Raw genomic sequence first — 16177 nt, forward strand, 5'->3', positions numbered from 1 at the left:
GCTTCTCCTTCGTCGGGCAAATTACGTCGATGCGGGGCGGCTGACAACCGACTGAAGATAGACCGCAAGGTCGCGAACGTCCTTCATCGGCGGCAGTTCGACCGGATTGGCTGGCGTCGGCATCACCAGCCCCAATCGCCACCAACTCGCCTCGACCAGATCCGCAACCTCTTCGTCATCGATCATCAGGAAGCGGGCGAAATCGTCGTCGGGATGGGGCACGACGCCCTGCCCATAATAAGGCGCGACCAGTTCGCGGGTCAGCGCGGCGATGGCCGGCGACACGCCGTTATCGGCGACCATCGCGTCGAAATCCGCCTCGCTCCACCCGGCGCGATACGCCCTGGCCGCGCGAAACTGCCGCCACATCCGCCAGTTGAACCAGGCGAGCGCGACCACCGCCAGCGCGATGATCGCCGCCGCCTTCTGTCCGCCGGTCATGCGCGGGCTTCGGCGGCTCCGCTCTCGTTCCAGCGCAGCGCCTGCAACACGGTGTCGACGATCTGCGGCGCGTTCAGGCCGGCCTCGTCATACTGTTTCTGCGGGCTGTCCTGATCCTGGAACGTATCGGGCAGGCGCATCGTGCGCAGCTTCAACCCGGCGTCGATCAGGCCGGAATCGCTGGCGAAGGTCAGGACATGGGCGCCTAGTCCACCAACCGCGCCTTCCTCGACGGTCACCGCGACCTCGTGCGTCGTCAGCAGGCGACGGATCAGCGCCTCGTCGAGCGGCTTGGCGAAGCGCAGGTCGGCGACCGTAGTCGACAGCCCCTTCGCCTCCAGCGCATCGGCGGCCTTCAGCGCCTCTTCCAACCGGGTGCCGAGCGACAGGATCGCGATCTTGCTGCCTTCGCGGACCAGCCGGCCCTTGCCGATCTCCACCTTTTGCGGAACCTCCGGCAGCGCGACGCCGACGCCGTTGCCGCGCGGATAGCGCACCGCGATTGGCCCGGCATCATATTCGGCGGCGGTATAGGTCATGTGGACCAGTTCCGCCTCGTCCGCCGCGGCCATCACCACCATGTTAGGCAGGGTAGCGAGATAGGTCACGTCGAAGCTGCCGGCATGGGTAGCACCATCCGCCCCGACCAGCCCGGCGCGATCGATCGCGAAGCGGACCGGCAGGTTCTGGATACAGACATCGTGCACGACCTGGTCGTAGGCGCGCTGCAGGAAGGTCGAATAGATGGCGCAGAACGGCCGCATCCCCTGCGCGGCGAGGCCGGCGGCGAAGGTGACGGCATGTTGTTCGGCGATACCGACGTCGAAGAACCGGTCGGGATGTTCCTTGCTGAACCGGTCGAGCCCGGTGCCCGAGGGCATCGCGGCGGTAATCGCGCAGATGCGGGTGTCGCTGTCCGCCAGCTTGCTCAGCGTATGGCCGAACACATTCTGGTACTGCGGCGGGCCGGCCGGCGCCTTGACCTGCGTGCCGGTGATGACGTCGAACTTCTGGACGCCATGATATTTGTCGGCTGCCGCCTCGGCCGGGGCATAGCCCTTGCCCTTCTTGGTCACGACATGGACCAGGATCGGGCCTTCCGCCGCGTCGCGGACATTTTCGAGGACGGGGATCAGATGGTCGAGATTGTGACCGTCGATCGGACCGACATAATAGAAGCCCAGTTCCTCGAACAGGGTGCCGCCGGTCGCCATGCCGCGGGCGAATTCGTCGGTCTTGCGCGCGGCGGTGTGCAGCGGGCGGGGCAGCTTGCGCGCCAGTTTCTTCAACGCATCGCGGATGCCGAGGAATTCGCGGCTCGACACGATGCGCGACAGATAGGCGGACAGGCCACCGACCGGCGGCGCGATCGACATGTCATTGTCGTTGAGAATGACGACCAAACGGTTGCCCGCCTGTTCGGCGTTGTTCATCGCCTCATAGGCCATGCCCGCCGACATCGCGCCGTCGCCGATCACGGCGATGCCCTTGCCCGGCGTGCCGGCGATCTTGTTGGCAACCGCAAAGCCCAACGCCGCCGAGATCGAGGTCGAGCTGTGCGCCGCACCGAACGGGTCGTATTCGCTCTCCGACCGCTTGGTGAAGCCCGACAGCCCGCCGCCCTGGCGCAGCGTGCGGATGCGATCGCGGCGGCCGGTCAGGATCTTGTGCGGATAGCATTGGTGACCGACGTCCCACACCAGCCGGTCGGCGGGCGTGTCGAACACATAATGGATCGCGACGGTCAGTTCGACAACGCCGAGGCCCGATCCGAGATGCCCGCCGGTCGTACCGACCGCGCTGATCGTTTCCTGTCGCAGTTCGTCGGCGAGTTGCCGCAAATCTTCCGGAGCCAGCTTGCGAAGGTCGGCGGGCGTCTGAACGGTGTCGAGCAGCGGGGTGCTAAGTGGATCGGCCATCGGGCCTGCCTAGCGCAGGCGGAACCCACTGTCGATTGCCGGTACGCGCAAGGTCCGACAAACTCGGCACGTCCTTCAGTTCAGGTTCAATTCTGCGCGCAATCTGCACAGGTTCCGCGCACTTCGATGACCGGACGTACCGGCTTGAACCCGGCACCCGATGCGGCGGCGCGGACGGTCCCGGTGATCTTGTCGTCATCGATATGCGTCGTCTGTCCGCATTGGTCGCAGACCAGGAAGATGCAGTCGTGGACGCAGTCGGGATGGGTGTTCGCTAGATAGGCGTTGGCGCTTTCGACCCGGCGGGCAAGGTTGGCGTTCACGAACAGGTCGAGGATGCGGTAGACGCTGTTCGGCGCGACCCGGCGACCCTGCGCCTTCGACACCGCATCGGCGATGTCATAGGCCGAGGCGGGTTTGTCGAACGAGGCGAGCACATCGAAGATGCTGGCACGCATCGCCGTCCATTGTTCACCGGCGCGAATCAGCGCGGCTTCCGCCGCCTTGTTCCATGCGGTCCCGTGATGTTCGTGATGTTCGTGCGCCATGCCAGCGAGATAAGCGTGCGCGGGGCCAGCGGCAAGCCGGTCAGCAACCCGCCCGGCGGTTGAGGTGATGGCCGAGCGCCAGCAGGCCGACACCGCTCAGCGTCGCCAACGCCTCCGGCACGCCATGCGGCAGGGTCAGCGCCATCGCCATGATCGCCAGCCCCGCCCCGCCGATCAACGTCGGCAGCTTGTGGCCGTGGCGCCAATAGCCCGCGCCCAGCGCGACAGTGCCGAGCAGCACGGCGAGCAACAGCCCGACTTCATGGATCGCGGGATGCAGCAAGGTGCCGCCGACCGAGGCGAGCAGCGCCATGACCGCGATGGTCGTGACGCAATGCACCGCGCACAGCCCGGACAACAGGATGCCGAACCGATCGAGTCGGCCTTCGTGCAACCAGGAGCGGGCGGCGGTGCTGCGCATCGCCACCCTATGCCCCGGATTGCGCGAAGTTACAACATATCGTTTCATGGGACCGATAACGCGGTTCGGACGATCGGGTTCGATCGCCGGACGAAATCGCTGATATTTCAGCGTTTGCGCTTCACCATCAGGTCCGGCTTCGCAGGCGGCGTCCAGCCGGCCGGCGGCTCGACCCGCTGCCGGCTGGTGCCCAGCCCCATCGCGCCGGGCTGCTGCCGCGTCAGCCCGGCGGTGTCCGCCGCCTGCGCCGCATCCGGTTCGGCACCGCCGCGCAACAAGGTGATCCGGTCGCGCAGCCGCGACGCGGTTTCGAAGTCCATCGCCGCGGCGGCGGCTTCCATCTGCGCGCGCAGGGTTTCGATCGTGTCGGTCATCCGGCATCAACGCACGACGCCGGTCGACGGATCATTGCCAGTCGAACGCCAGCGGCGCTTCACGAAAGGCGAAGCGGTCGAGATGCCGGGCGACGGCCCCCTTCAACCCATCCAGCTGTTCGGCGGACGTCGCGTCGATCCGGACGTTCAGCGCGTCGGCCCGGGCATCGAACGTCACCAGCGCGTCACCGGGATGGCTGGCGCCGCGCGCATCCTTCGGAAAGACGACGGTGCCATGATCGGCGTCGAACTCGACCGTCAGATTATGTTGCCAGTGCTTGCACAGCTGCTGGAGGTAGCGGCTGGCATGCGCGGTCGGCACCGCCGCCTGGGTCGTGCAATCATTCATAGACGTTCTACCTTCTGGGCCGCCTCGTCGAGGATCGCGGCGATGGCGTGGAGCGTGTCGGTGTCAACTTCCGGCCCGGCGAGGCGATGATGCAGCGCGGCGCGCAGATTGGCCCGGGCGCGGTGGATCGGCCCGGCGTCGGTCCGGGCGCGATGTTCGCCCAGCGCCGTCAGCCGCGCGAACAGGTCACCGACCTGCTCGGCATCCTGCGCCAGTTGCGTGGTGCCGGCCTCGGTCACCGCGAACAGCTTGCGCGTACCCTCGCTCGCCTGTTCCTCGATCAGCCCCATGTCGGTCAGCAGCGTCAGCGTCGGATAGACGACACCGGGGCTGGGCGCATAGGCACCGCCGGTACGCGCTTCGACCGCACGGATCAGGTCATAGCCGTGGCGCGGCGCCTCGGCGATCAGCGCCAGCAGCACCAGCTTCAGCTCGTCCCCGCCCAGCACCCGTCCGCGCGGTCCGCCGCCATGGCGACCGCCGCGACCGCCATGCCCCGGTCCGCCGGTCCATGACGCATATCCCATTCCAAATCGCATATTCATTCTCCGATATATCTTGTCCTTTAAGATATATCTCGAAATAGCTTTTGCAAGGGCGTTTCGCGTAACTTTCGCAACCCCTATATTCCGCTCATGTCCGACCTGTTCGCCGACTTCGCTCCCCCTACGCCCCAGGCCCCGGTCGACGGACCGCTTGCCGACCGACTGCGCCCGACCACCCTGGCCGAAGTCGTCGGACAGGATCACCTGACCGGCCCCGAAGGCGCGATCGGGCGGATGGTCGCGGCGGGCAAATTGTCGTCGATGATCCTGTGGGGACCGCCCGGCACCGGCAAGACGACCATCGCCCGCCTGCTCGCCGACGCGGTCGGCCTGCGCTATGCCCAGATTTCCGCCGTCTTTTCCGGCGTCGCAGACCTGAAAAAGGTCTTCGCCGAAGCGCGCGAACATGGCCGGCTGGGCCGCAAGACACTGCTGTTCGTGGACGAAATCCACCGCTTCAACCGCGCGCAGCAGGACGGTTTCCTCCCCTATGTCGAGGACGGCACGGTCACGCTGGTCGGCGCCACGACCGAAAATCCGTCCTTCGAACTGAACGCGGCATTGCTCAGTCGGTCGCAGGTGCTGATCCTGCACCGGTTGGGCGCCGATGCGCTGAACGAATTGCTGGCGCGCGGCGAGGCACTCGAAGGGCGCCCCCTCCCCCTCGACGACGCGGCCCGCGCGGCGCTGGTGGCGAGCGCCGATGGCGACGGGCGCTTCCTGCTCAACCAGGCGGAGACGCTGTTCTCGATCGAACTGCCCGAACCGCTCGATCCCGCCGGGCTGTCGGCGCTGCTGCAACGCCGCGTCGCGGTGTACGACAAGGACCGCGAGGGGCATTACAACCTGATCTCCGCGCTCCACAAATCGCTGCGCGGATCGGACCCTCAGGCGGCGCTCTATTACATGGCGCGGATGCTGACCGCGGGCGAGGAACCGCTCTACGTCCTGCGCCGGCTGACCCGCTTTGCCAGCGAAGACATTGGTCTCGCCGACCCGCAGGCGCTGGTGCAATGCCTCGCCGCCAAGGACGCGTACGAGTTTCTCGGCAGCCCCGAAGGCGAACTGGCGATCGTGCAGGCGTGCCTCTACCTCGCCACCGCGCCCAAATCGAACGCCGCGTACAAGGCGCAGAAGGCCGCGTTCAAATCGGCGCGCGAGACGGGATCGCTGATGCCGCCGCCCTCGATCCTGAACGCACCGACGCGGCTGATGAAGGATATCGGCTATGGCAAGGGCTATGCCTATGACCACGACCATCAGGACGGCTTTTCCGGTGCAAATTACTGGCCCGAGGAGATGACGCCGGCGCGCTTCTACGAACCGACCGGGCGCGGGTTCGAACAGCGGATCGCCGAGCGGATGGCATGGTGGGACGAACGGCGGCAGACGTCGTGAAGGACTGGGCGGAGGTCGTCGCCGCCGGGCTGGCGCTGCCCGGCGTGGAACTGGGCACCAGCTATGGCCAGCCGGCGCTGCGCTTCCGGAACGGCACGCTCGCCGGCACCACCGCGCCCGATCCGGGCAGTTTCGTGCTGCATGTCGCGCTGGCGGAAAAGGACGTGCTGCTCGATACCGATCCGGCGATCTTCTGGCAGACCGATCATTATCGCGACTGGCCGGCGATCCTCGTGCGTTACGGCACCGATGCGCGCGACCGTATCGCACTGCTGCTGGAACGGGCATGGTGGGACCGGGCGACGCTGCGCCAGCGGCGCGACCGGGGCGAGCGACCCTGACGCGGCGCTTTACCTGGTTCGCCGCGATCGACTGGTCGGGACAGGCGGTCGCGCGCCCGGCGGGGCTGGCGGTGGCGGAGGTGGGCGACGGCGGCCCGGCGCTCGTCGCACGCGACGGAGGATGGTCGCGGGAAGGAATCCTCGACTGGCTGACCATGCTCGCCGACACCCAAGCGGACATGCTGATCGGGCTGGACCTGTCGCCCGCCCTGCCCTTTGTCGATGCCGACAGCTATTTCCCCGGCTGGACGGAATCGCCGACCGATGCACGCGCCTTGTGGGCGATGGTCGAGCGACGCGCGGCGGACGATCCGCATCTGGCGGCGACGTCGGCGGTCAACGATGCCGAGCTGTCGCGCCATTTCCGCCGCCATCGCGCCTGCGGCGACCTGTTCGGGCAGGGCCGCGGACGATTGCGGCTGTGCGAGGAACGGCAACGCGCCGCCGGCTTTTCGCCGACCAGCTGCTTCAACCTGGTCGGCGCGGCGCAGGTCGGCAAATCGAGCCTGACGGGCATGCGGGTGCTGCACCGATTGGACGGGCGGATACCGGTCTGGCCGTTCGATCCGGTGCCGGAGACCGGACCGGTCCTCGTCGAAATCTACACGACCATCGCCGCACGGGCCGCCGGGGTGCGTGCCGGGCGGAGCAAGCTGCGCGATGCGGAACAGCTGGATGCAGCGCTGGCGGTACTGGGCAGTCCGCCGCATGTACCCTCGCCACGCTATGACGATCATGCCACCGATGCGCTGCTCGGCGCCGCATGGCTGCGGGCGGTGGCGCACGATCCGGCGCTCTGGTCGCCACCGGCATTGTCGGCGCAGGTCGCGCGGACCGAAGGCTGGACCTTCGGTGTGGTTTGAGATTGTGGTTCGACCCGCCGCTTGGTAGACGGCACGCGGCGTGCCCCGTTACGTTAATGGTAAACGGCTTCCTTTGTAACGAAGAGACGCGGGTTCGATTCCTGCACGGGGCACCAGCCGCCGCTTCGCTGCCTAGTTCAGACTCGCGCGCAGCCTTCCCGCCACATCCTCCAGCGTGACGCCGGCCAGCTGGTCCTGTCCCTCGCCTGCGCGCAGGACGGTCGCGATGTTCAGCATGATCTGCGTCACATGGTCGATCGACTGCAGCCCGGTCAGGTGCCGGCGTAGCGTGGCTTCGTCGCTGCCCAGTTCGAACGCCAGCTCGCCGAGCAGGCGCGAGGCCCGCTCCAGCTCGCCGGCCAGCGCCTCGCCCAGCGCGGGCGAGGCCGGGGGAAAGGCGACCCCGCTCATTTCGAACACAGCTTCAGCACGCCGGCGGCCAGCCCATCGGCCGGAACCGGCTGGGTCACCATGCCTCGCGACAGGGTATGGCCGCCGCCGCTTTCCGCCGGGGCAAAGGCATAGCCGCCCGCGCCCAGCATCGCCTTCAGCCCGCCGCCGCCATCTTCGCTGCTGTCGAGGAACAGGACGCCGGCCGCGTTCGACCCGGCAGCCTTGGCGGCGGCGGCGAACAGCAGCGAGATCGACGGACGCTCGCCCGCCACCGGATCGCGCGCCAGCAGGCGCAGCTTGCCCGAGGGCCAGGCATCGACGACGAGGTGATGGTCGCCCTGCGGCGCGAAATAGATCGTGCCCTGTTCGATCGCCATGCCGTCCTGCGCGACCACGACCTTGGGCGCGACCTGCGATCCGAGCTTCTCGACCATCCCCTCGACCAGCCCCGGCCCCAAATGCTGCACGACGATCGTCGGCGGGCAGTTGGGCGGGAATTGCCCGAACAGGTTGAACAGCGACGCCGTGCTCGACGCATCGCCGCCCACCACCAGCAGGCGACCGTTCCAGTCGATCGGCCGCGCGGCCGATGCGACCTTGGGCACCTTGACCGGCGCGTTGCGCGCCGACTTGATGCGCTTGCCCAGCTTCGCGATGATCGCGTTCAGTTCGGCCGGCGCCGCGACGCGCGGCTTGGGCAGGCAGTCGATCGCGCCCAGGCGCAGCGCCTCGATCGTCTCGCCCGCGCCATCGGTGGTGCGGGTGGAGAACATGATGACCGGCATGGGCTTCGATTCCATGATCTCGGCCAGATATTCGATGCCGCTCATCCCCGGCATTTCGACGTCGAGCGTCATCACGTGCGGCTTGAGCGACGCGACCATCGAGCGCGCCTCCTCGGCGCCATCGGCCAGTCCGACGACCTCCACGCCCGGAATCCGTTCGAGCGCCCCGGAAATGAGCGCGCGCATGGTCAGGGAGTCGTCGACGACAAGGACCTTCGTGCTAGCAGCCATGATGTGATTGTCCCAAAAAGATTACGCGGTACGTCAGGCGGCTTCGGCGACCGGCTGGTCGACCAGTCGGTCGAGCGCCAGCACCAGGATCATGCGATTGTCGATCGTCGCCAGCCCTTCGAGGAAGCGCGACGCTTCGGTATCGCCCATGTCGGGCACCGGCTGCATCGCATCGGGGTGGATCGACACGATGTCGTTCACCGCATCGACGATGATGCCCTGCAGCTGTTCGCCGATCCGCACGACGATGATGACGTGGCGGGCCGACGGATCGGTCACGCCCCAGTTCAGCCGGTGGCGCAGGTCGAACACCGGCAGCACGACGCCGCGCAGGTTCACGACGCCGCGGACATAGGGCGGCACGTTGGGCAGCGGCGTGGCCGGCGACCATGCGCGGATCTCGCGGATCGCCATGATGTCGACGCCCAGGATCTGGTCGCCCAGCTGAAAGGTGATGAGTTGGCGGGACATGGGTGGTTCCTTGATCGCGCTATAGGGTCAGTGCATGACGCGCCGGATCGCGGCGGCCAGCTTTTCGGGGTGGAACGGCTTCACGATCCAACCGGTAGCACCGGCATCGCGCGCGCGCTGCTTCTTTTCGTCCGAACTCTCGGTCGTCAGCACCAGGATCGGCAGGCTGCGACGCCCCTGCCCGCGGACTTCGGCGATCAGGCCGAACCCGTCCATGCGCGGCATGTTGATGTCGGTAATCAGCAGGTCGGGCTGGAACCCGTCCAGCTTTTCCAGCGCATGGACGCCGTCCTCGGCCTCCACGACGCTGTATCCCAGATCGGTCAGCGCGACCCGCAGCAACATCCGCATGCTGGGCGAATCGTCGACGGTCATGATCGTCTTGGCCACGGTAAGAGGCTCCCTCGGTGCAAATTCGGTCATCAGAAAAACTCCACGTCGCCGACGGCGGCGGGCGGCGGCGGGGATGCCCGCACGATAATGGGCGGGGCGGCGGAATCGACGACCGAGCGGCATCGTGCCAACCCGACCGCCGCCCGGAATTCGACCCGGCGCGCCTGCGTGCCGCCCACATCCTCACCCACCAGCGCGATGCGTTCGTCGCGCAGGAAGCTGCGGGCAAAGGCGATGTTGGCGCCGCCGATATCGCGAAAGCCGGCCCGCATCGTCGCTCCGCCAAAGATCCGCGCGCGCATCCGCGACCGCGCGGCGCCACGCGCCAGCATCGCGTTGATCAGGACTTCCATCGCATAGACGCCATAGCGCTGCATCGACGCTTCGTCGGACGCATTGCCCTCGGCCAGCAGGTAATGGTTGATCCCGCCGATCTGCGCGATCGGATCGAAGAAACAGGCCGCGACGCAGCTGCCGAGGACGGTGGTCAGCACGACGTCGCGTTCGTCGCTGACCTTCGTCTCGCCCTGCGCGACGGTCACCCGGCGCAGCCCGTCGCGGGTCGCCAGCGCACTCATGCGGCACATTCCGCAAGCAGGCGCGCGGCGATCCGGCGCAGCGGCAGCTGCTCGGCGACCGCACCGATCTGGTGCGCGATCGCGGGCATGCCATAGACGACGCTCGTCGCCTTGTCCTGGCCGAAGGTCATCGACCCGCAGCCACGCATCGCCTTCATCCCCTCCGCGCCGTCGCAGCCCATGCCGGTCAGGATCGCGGCGGTCGCATCGCGGCCGGCGAGCCGCGCGACCGAATGGAACAGCCGGTCGACCGACGGGCGATGACCGTTGACCTTGTCACCCTCGACCAGCCGGCAATGGCGCCGGTCGCCCGACCCGCCGATCTCCATGTGCCGTTCACCGCCCGGCGCCAGATAGACCTTGCCCACCGCCAGCGGCGCGCCGGCGCGGGCTTCCTCGACGGTCGGCGCGCACAGGCGGTTGAGCCGTGCGGCGAAGCTGGGGGTGAAGGTCGCCGGCATGTGCTGGACGATGACAGTCGGCGGGCAGTTCGCCGGAAAGCCCGACAGCAGTTCGATCAATGCCTCGACGCCGCCGGTCGACGCACCGATCGCGATCATCGCACCGGGTCGCGGCGTGTAGCTCGCGCGTTCCTGCACCGGCGGCGCGGTGCGGACCGCGGCAGGACGCGCCGCCGGCCGCGACGATGCCGCCGCGCGGACCAGTTCGGTCAGCTCCGACGTGCACGCCGGATCGGTTCCGGCCATCAGCCGCGTCTTGTCGAAACAGTCGAACGCGCCGCGTTCCAGCGCGGTCAGGCTGGCCTCCGCCCCTTGCGCGGTCAAGGTCGACAGCATCACCACCGGCGTCGGGCGCAGGCGCATTAGCCGTTCGAGGAAGTCGAGCCCGCTCATGCCCGGCATCTCGACGTCCAGCGTCACGACATCGGGGTCGAGCGCCTTGATCTGGGCGCGCGCCTCGTCGGCGCTGGCGGCGGTGCCGACGACCTCGATCGCCGGATCGGCCAGCAGCCGACGCCGGATGATCGCCTGCATCGCCATCGAATCATCGACGATGAGGGTGCGGACGCTCATGCGGCGATCTTCTGATAGGCGGTGCGGCCGATGCAGCGGAACTTGTCCTGTACCGCGCCGATCAACCGCTCCGAATGACCGATATAGAGCATCCCCCCAACCTCCAACCGCTCGCCGAGCCGCGCCAGCAGGCGTTCCTTGGTCGGCTCGTCGAAATAGATCATGACATTGCGACAGAAGATCGTGTCGAACCGCCCCTTCATCGGCCAGTCGCCGAGCAGGTTGAGCGGGCGAAACGCGATCGCGTCGCGAAGGACCGGATCGACGACCAGCTGGTCGCCGTCCCCCCCGGTCCACACGGAACGCAGCGACGCGGGTACGGTCCGCATCGTATCCTTCGAATAGCGACCCGCGCGTGCGGTGTTGAGCACGCTGGGCGACACGTCGGTCGCCAGCATGCGCAGATCGGTCTTCAGAAGTCGTTGGGCGGCGGCGCGGTCGTTGCCGAACATCGCCATCAGCCACGAATAGGGCTCTTCCCCGCTCGAACACGCCGCCGACCACAGCCGGACCCGGCCGCCCTTGGCCAGGCGGTCGGCGAGCGGCGGCCAGATCCGCTCCACGAAATCCTCGAAATGATGGTTTTCGCGAAAGAAGCTGGTGTGGTTCGTCGTCAGTGCGTCGATCGCCCGGCCGCGCTCTTCGGCATCGCGCCCGATATGCGCGACATAGTCGGCAAAGCTCGTCAGCCCGCACGCGCGGACGCGCGGCGCGATACGGCCATAGACCAGCTGCGCCTTGCCGTCGGGCAGCAGGATGCCGACCTCGTCATACACCAGTGCCGCGATGGCACGGTGGTCGCTCGCCTGGAATTCGAATTCCCGCGCGCGGCTGTCGGCAAGGGCGGCGGCCCGGGTCATGCGGCCAGCGCCGCCGACGGACGGTTGGCGAAACGGCCGCGCGTGGTAAGCGCATCGACATCGGCGATCAGCGCGACGCGCCCGTCGCCCAGGATCGTCGCCCCGGCCACGCCGTCGATCGCCTGATAATTGGCTTCCAGGCTCTTCACGACGACCTGCCGCTGATCCTGGATCGTGTCGACCAGCAGCGCGGCCTGGCCATGGTCGCCCTCGACCACGATCAGCACGGCGTCGGTCGGATTGCGCTCCGCGCCCTCGATGCCGAGATAGTCGGCGATGCGCAGTACGGGCACATAGGAGCCGCGCACGTCGAGCACCGTCCCGTCCGGCCCCAGCCGGCTGAGAGTCGTTTCGTCGGGCCGCAGGCTTTCGACAATATGGCCGAGCGGAATGACGAAAGTCTGCGCCCCCACCGTCACGATCATGCCGTCGAGCACCGCCAGCGTCAGCGGCAGGCTGAGCGAGAAGCTCGACCCGAAGCCTTCGCGCGACTGGATGCCGATGCGGCCGCCCAGCGCCTGGATGTTCTTGCGCACCACGTCCATGCCGACGCCGCGCCCCGACACGTTGGTGATCGCCGCCGCGGTCGAGAAACCGGGCGCGAAGATCAGGTTATCGATCTCTTCGTCGCTCAACACCGCGTCGGGCAGGATGATGCCCTTCTCGATCGCCTTGCCCTTGACCCGCGCCCGGTTGATCCCCTGCCCGTCATCGGCGACGGTGATGACGATGCGGCCCGACTGATGCGCGGCCGACAGGCGCACGACCCCTTCGGCCGGCTTGCCCGCCGCGACGCGGACGTCGGGCATTTCGAGGCCATGGTCGACCGCGTTACGGATCAGGTGGGTCAGCGGCTCGCCGATCCGCTCGACCACGGTCTTGTCGACCTCGGTCATCTCGCCATCGACCTCCAGGCGGACGCGCTTGCCGGTCTCGCCCTCCAGTTCGCGGACGATACGCGGGACGCGGCTGAACACCGTCTTCATCGGCTGCGCACGGATCGCCATCGTCGACTCCTGCAACTCGCGCGTCAGGTGCTCGAGGTCGCTCAGCTCCGAAATGCCGCCCATCTGGTTTTCCGCCAGACGCTGCGCCAGCATCGCCTGGGTAATCACCAGCTCGCCGACCAGGTTGACCAGCCGGTCGAGCTTGTCGAGATCGACGCGGATCGTCTGTGCCGCCGGCGCGGCGGGTGCGGACGGCGGGGCGGCGCGTGCCGCGGCCTTCGCCTCGACCGGCTCCTCCGCCACCGGCACAGGGGCCGGTGCGGGAGCCGGCGCAGGTGCGGGCGGCGGCGGTGCGGCGACCACCACTTCCTCGACCACCGCGACCGGTGCCGGCGTGGGTGCCGATTCAACCGAATCGAGCAGGTCGAACAGCGCATCGACGCTGTCCTCGGCCATCGCCGGTTCGGCATCGCCGCGGGTCAGCGCGATCGCGGTCGGATCGCCGAATTCGAACACCGCGCGGATATCGTCCTCGGCGACGCTGGCGGGCAGCGCCACGTCCCACGCCAGATAGGCGCATTCGGTATCCATCGTGTCGAGCGGGGGCAGCGCGGAACGGTCGCAGGCGGTGACCTTTCCGCCCAGCATCGTCAGTTCGCGCAGCAGCAGCAGCGGTTCGGCGCCATGTTCGAACCCCTTGGGCCCCGGCGTGTAGCGCAGGCGCCAGCCATTGGCCGCATCCGCCCCGTCCTCCGACTGGGCGACATCGCCCAGCATCGACATCAGGTCGTCGAAATCGTCGGAAATCTCGACCGCCGGGACCGCTTCGGCAACGGGTGCGGCCGCCTTGGGGGCGGCGCCGCCGCCCGCCGCCGCTTCCAGCCGTTCGAGCATCGCCGCGTCGGCCGGCGGCGTGTCGCCGTCGCGCGCCGCCGCGACATGGTCGGCCAGCATGTCGAACGCGCCGACCACCACGTCGAGCAGCGCGGGCGTCAATTCCAGCGTGCCGTTCCGGATCAGGTCGAGCAGCGTTTCATACTGGTGGGTATAGGCCTGCAACCGCTCGTGACCGAACGCCCCCGCCCCGCCCTTGATCGAATGGACGCAGCGGAAGACGCCGTTGATCGTCTCCGAATCGCGGTCGCCGTCGCGCAGCGCCGCGAAGTTGCTCTCCATCGCGGCGAGGCCTTCCTCGCACTCCTGGAAGAAGATTTGCTGGATTGCGTCGAGGTCCATGGGGTTCGCTCCCGATTCAGGCGGCGATGAGGGTGTCGAGGGCCGCCAGCGTCGCCATGTCGGCGAACACCGGGCTCGCGCCGACGATGCGGAAATCCTGGCCGGCTTCCTCGGCCGCGGCCTCGGCGGCGGCGAGGACCTGCAGACAGGCCTGCCCGATCCGCTCCACGGCCGATGCGTCGATCTGGATCGGCTGGCCGGTGCCGACCGCGTCGCGCAGCGTCTGGCGCAGCGGGGCGGCGGCGGGGGTGTCGAGCACGGCTGGAAGGGCGATGGTCATGGGATTTCCCGGGATAAGATGGTCGCTGGCGGTGGCGCGGATCAGAATTCGGTCCAGTCGTCATCGCTGACGACGGTCGCGACGGCGGCGCCACCGCCGGCCGCGGCGACCTTGCGACGGGGCGGCGGAGCGGTCATTTCGCGGCTGACCTGCGCCACGCGTGCCTGGAGGCGGTGGACGGCGCTCTGGGTCGGTGCAGACCGGACCGAAGCCGCCATCGACGCCGCACGGCCATGGGCGGCCAGCGTGAAGCGGTCGACCTGACGCGCCAGTTCCTGCGCCTCTTCGGCGAGGCTGCGGGCGGCGGCGGTGGCCTGTTCGACCATCGCTGCGTTCTGCTGCGTCACGCCGTCCATTTCATTGACCGCCGTGTTCACCTGCTGAAGGCCGGTGGCCTGCTGATCGGCGGAGGTCGCGATGGTGCCGACCAGCGTGCTGATCTCGCCGATGCGACCGATGATGCGTTGCAATGCCTTGCCGGTCTCGCTCACCAGCTCGACGCCGGTCGCGACCTGTTCGGACGATGCGTTGATCTTCGCCTTCACGTCCTTGGCGGCATCCGCCGAACGCTGGGCCAGTGCACGCACTTCGGACGCGACGACGGCAAAGCCCTTGCCAGCATCGCCCGCGCGGGCCGCTTCGACACCGGCGTTCAGCGCCAGCAGGTTGGTCTGGAATGCGATGCCGTCGATGACGGTGATGATGTCGCCGATCTCGGCCGAGGCGCGTTCGATGCCGTTCATCGCATCGACCGCGCGGCGCACGACGTCGCCCGATTGTTCGGCCTCGTCGCGGGTCTCGCTGACGACGGTATGGGCGCGGGTCGCCCCGGCGGCCGTCTCGCGCACCGTACCGGTGATCTGGTCCATCGCCGCGGCGGTCTGCTCCAGGCTCGCGGCCTGCTGCTCGGTCCGCTGCGACAGGTCGTCCGATGCCTGGCGAATGTCGTTGGCGCCGTTGTTGATGCCGTCGGTCGCCTGGCGCACCGCCGCCAGCACTTCCGACACCGCGTCCATCGCCGCGTTGAAATCGATGCGCAGGCGTTCGTAGTCGGCGGGGAAAGTATCGTGGATGCGATAGCTGACATCGCTGGCCGCCAGCCGCGACAGCCCCTCACCCAGCTGCGTGACGAGCAGTTGCTGGGCGAGCGTCGCATCCTTCACGACCTGGCCATTGGCGCGGAACACTTCCATCGCACGCGCCATCCGGCCGATGCAGTCGCGATAGTCGGTATGTTCGATCGGGCTGGTCAGGTCGCCCGCGGCAATCCCTTCCATCCGAACAACCGAATCGACATAGGGATCGCAGACCGCGCTACGGAACACCACCGACATCACGACGGTCAGAACGAGCGCCGCACCCGCCAGTCCGAGCAGGAGGGGCGTCGGCGCCATATCGGACAGTGCGGCCGCTGTCGTCGCGACCGGCACGGCCGCCAGCAGCGCGTAGACGCTGCCCATGATAAGAAACTTTTGCCGGATCGGGGCGTGCTTGCGGAACGAGGGCGTCATTCAATTGCTCCAAACGACCAGTGCGACGTCCCCCCCGGGCGGCATGTTCGCTTGCCTGCCGGTGTAGGGCAGCTCGTATAATTTCTGGTTAACGACGCTTTCGGGCGGTTTCCGCCGGCAAATCCGATCATGCCCGACAATCCTGCCAAATATCGGATACTGGATATTATCCAGCTATTCCATGATGTTATCCGATTTCCCGAATTGACAACGCTGGACAGATTGGTAGCGTTACCACGACCGGACATTCCGGCGACAT

At 67.8% G+C, this 16177-nt stretch carries 20 protein-coding genes and 1 tRNA gene; 4 read left to right on the top strand and 17 right to left on the bottom strand.

Annotation, left to right across the window (positions count from 1 at the left end; all coding sequences use genetic code 11):
• Positions 1 to 21 precede the first annotated feature (21 nt).
• From PPZ50_RS12780 to PPZ50_RS12810, 7 genes are all read right to left on the bottom strand, one after another.
• The gene (locus PPZ50_RS12780) at positions 22 to 441 is read right to left on the bottom strand and encodes a hypothetical protein (protein WP_066694117.1); all 420 of its coding nucleotides are present in this window, start codon (positions 439 to 441) and stop codon (positions 22 to 24) included.
• Positions 438 to 2360, bottom strand: coding sequence for a 1-deoxy-D-xylulose-5-phosphate synthase (gene dxs / locus PPZ50_RS12785; protein WP_066694118.1), 1923 nt, complete (start codon positions 2358 to 2360; stop codon positions 438 to 440). The genes PPZ50_RS12780 and dxs overlap by 4 nt, the downstream gene beginning before the upstream one ends.
• Positions 2361 to 2446: 86 nt before the next feature.
• Positions 2447 to 2908 carry a Fur family transcriptional regulator gene (locus PPZ50_RS12790; RefSeq protein WP_066694123.1) on the bottom strand — a complete coding sequence of 154 codons (462 nt, stop codon included), beginning with the start codon at positions 2906 to 2908 and terminating at the stop codon, positions 2447 to 2449.
• Positions 2909 to 2948: 40 nt separating this feature from the next.
• Positions 2949 to 3329, bottom strand: coding sequence for a MerC domain-containing protein (locus PPZ50_RS12795; protein ID WP_066694550.1), 381 nt, complete (start codon positions 3327 to 3329; stop codon positions 2949 to 2951).
• Positions 3330 to 3436: 107 nt separating this feature from the next.
• Positions 3437 to 3703, bottom strand: a complete 267-nt coding sequence (locus PPZ50_RS12800) for a UvrB/UvrC motif-containing protein (RefSeq protein ID WP_066694125.1) — start codon at positions 3701 to 3703, stop codon at positions 3437 to 3439.
• Between the two features lie 31 nt (positions 3704 to 3734).
• Positions 3735 to 4052, bottom strand: a complete 318-nt coding sequence (locus PPZ50_RS12805) for a DUF2218 domain-containing protein (protein ID WP_066694128.1) — start codon at positions 4050 to 4052, stop codon at positions 3735 to 3737.
• Positions 4049 to 4591, bottom strand: coding sequence for a PadR family transcriptional regulator (locus tag PPZ50_RS12810; protein ID WP_066694552.1), 543 nt, complete (start codon positions 4589 to 4591; stop codon positions 4049 to 4051). Before PPZ50_RS12810 ends, PPZ50_RS12805 begins: the two co-directional genes overlap by 4 nt.
• A 96-nt stretch (positions 4592 to 4687) precedes the next feature.
• Between PPZ50_RS12810 and PPZ50_RS12815 the strand changes: the two genes are divergently transcribed.
• The 4 genes from PPZ50_RS12815 to PPZ50_RS12830 all read left to right on the top strand — a co-directional run bounded on the left by PPZ50_RS12815 (position 4688) and on the right by PPZ50_RS12830 (position 7315).
• Positions 4688 to 5995: a replication-associated recombination protein A gene (locus PPZ50_RS12815; protein ID WP_066694131.1), complete on the top strand. Its 1308-nt coding sequence runs from the start codon at positions 4688 to 4690 to the stop codon at positions 5993 to 5995.
• On the top strand, positions 5965 to 6336 hold the full coding sequence (locus PPZ50_RS12820; RefSeq protein WP_126013665.1) for a hypothetical protein: 372 nt from the start codon (positions 5965 to 5967) through the stop codon (positions 6334 to 6336). Before PPZ50_RS12815 ends, PPZ50_RS12820 begins: the two co-directional genes overlap by 31 nt.
• Positions 6282 to 7199 carry a hypothetical protein gene (locus PPZ50_RS12825; protein ID WP_066694137.1) on the top strand — a complete coding sequence of 306 codons (918 nt, stop codon included), beginning with the start codon at positions 6282 to 6284 and terminating at the stop codon, positions 7197 to 7199. Before PPZ50_RS12820 ends, PPZ50_RS12825 begins: the two co-directional genes overlap by 55 nt.
• Positions 7200 to 7241: 42 nt before the next feature.
• Positions 7242 to 7315 (top strand) — tRNA-Thr (locus PPZ50_RS12830).
• Positions 7316 to 7331: 16 nt separating this feature from the next.
• On the opposite strand, the gene PPZ50_RS12835 is transcribed toward PPZ50_RS12830, so the two are convergent.
• Genes PPZ50_RS12835 through PPZ50_RS12880 form a run of 10 tightly spaced genes read right to left on the bottom strand, consistent with a single transcriptional unit; the run spans position 7332 to position 15867 of the window.
• Positions 7332 to 7610: a hypothetical protein gene (locus tag PPZ50_RS12835; protein WP_066694140.1), complete on the bottom strand. Its 279-nt coding sequence runs from the start codon at positions 7608 to 7610 to the stop codon at positions 7332 to 7334.
• A complete protein-coding gene (locus PPZ50_RS12840; RefSeq protein WP_232308065.1) occupies positions 7607 to 8608 on the bottom strand; it encodes a chemotaxis protein CheB in 1002 nt (333 codons plus the stop codon). Before PPZ50_RS12840 ends, PPZ50_RS12835 begins: the two co-directional genes overlap by 4 nt.
• A 33-nt stretch (positions 8609 to 8641) precedes the next feature.
• Complete coding sequence (locus PPZ50_RS12845) at positions 8642 to 9079, bottom strand: chemotaxis protein CheW (protein ID WP_066694144.1); 438 nt, start codon at positions 9077 to 9079, stop codon at positions 8642 to 8644.
• Positions 9080 to 9106: 27 nt separating this feature from the next.
• Positions 9107 to 9469: a response regulator gene (locus PPZ50_RS12850; RefSeq protein ID WP_066694146.1), complete on the bottom strand. Its 363-nt coding sequence runs from the start codon at positions 9467 to 9469 to the stop codon at positions 9107 to 9109.
• Between the two features lie 32 nt (positions 9470 to 9501).
• Positions 9502 to 10050 (bottom strand): chemotaxis protein CheD, encoded by a 549-nt coding sequence (locus PPZ50_RS12855; protein WP_066694148.1) that lies wholly within the window; start codon positions 10048 to 10050, stop codon positions 9502 to 9504.
• Complete coding sequence (locus tag PPZ50_RS12860) at positions 10047 to 11084, bottom strand: protein-glutamate methylesterase/protein-glutamine glutaminase (protein WP_066694151.1); 1038 nt, start codon at positions 11082 to 11084, stop codon at positions 10047 to 10049. Before PPZ50_RS12860 ends, PPZ50_RS12855 begins: the two co-directional genes overlap by 4 nt.
• On the bottom strand, positions 11081 to 11944 hold the full coding sequence (locus PPZ50_RS12865; protein ID WP_066694154.1) for a CheR family methyltransferase: 864 nt from the start codon (positions 11942 to 11944) through the stop codon (positions 11081 to 11083). The genes PPZ50_RS12860 and PPZ50_RS12865 overlap by 4 nt, the downstream gene beginning before the upstream one ends.
• Positions 11941 to 14127, bottom strand: coding sequence for a chemotaxis protein CheA (locus PPZ50_RS12870; RefSeq protein WP_066694157.1), 2187 nt, complete (start codon positions 14125 to 14127; stop codon positions 11941 to 11943). The genes PPZ50_RS12865 and PPZ50_RS12870 overlap by 4 nt, the downstream gene beginning before the upstream one ends.
• A 16-nt stretch (positions 14128 to 14143) precedes the next feature.
• Positions 14144 to 14407: an STAS domain-containing protein gene (locus tag PPZ50_RS12875; RefSeq protein WP_232308066.1), complete on the bottom strand. Its 264-nt coding sequence runs from the start codon at positions 14405 to 14407 to the stop codon at positions 14144 to 14146.
• Between the two features lie 41 nt (positions 14408 to 14448).
• Positions 14449 to 15867, bottom strand: a complete 1419-nt coding sequence (locus PPZ50_RS12880; RefSeq protein WP_272815312.1) for a methyl-accepting chemotaxis protein — start codon at positions 15865 to 15867, stop codon at positions 14449 to 14451.
• Positions 15868 to 16177 lie beyond the last annotated feature (310 nt).

The organism is Sphingomonas hankookensis, assembly GCF_028551275.1.
GTDB lineage: Bacteria > Pseudomonadota > Alphaproteobacteria > Sphingomonadales > Sphingomonadaceae > Sphingomonas > Sphingomonas hankookensis_A.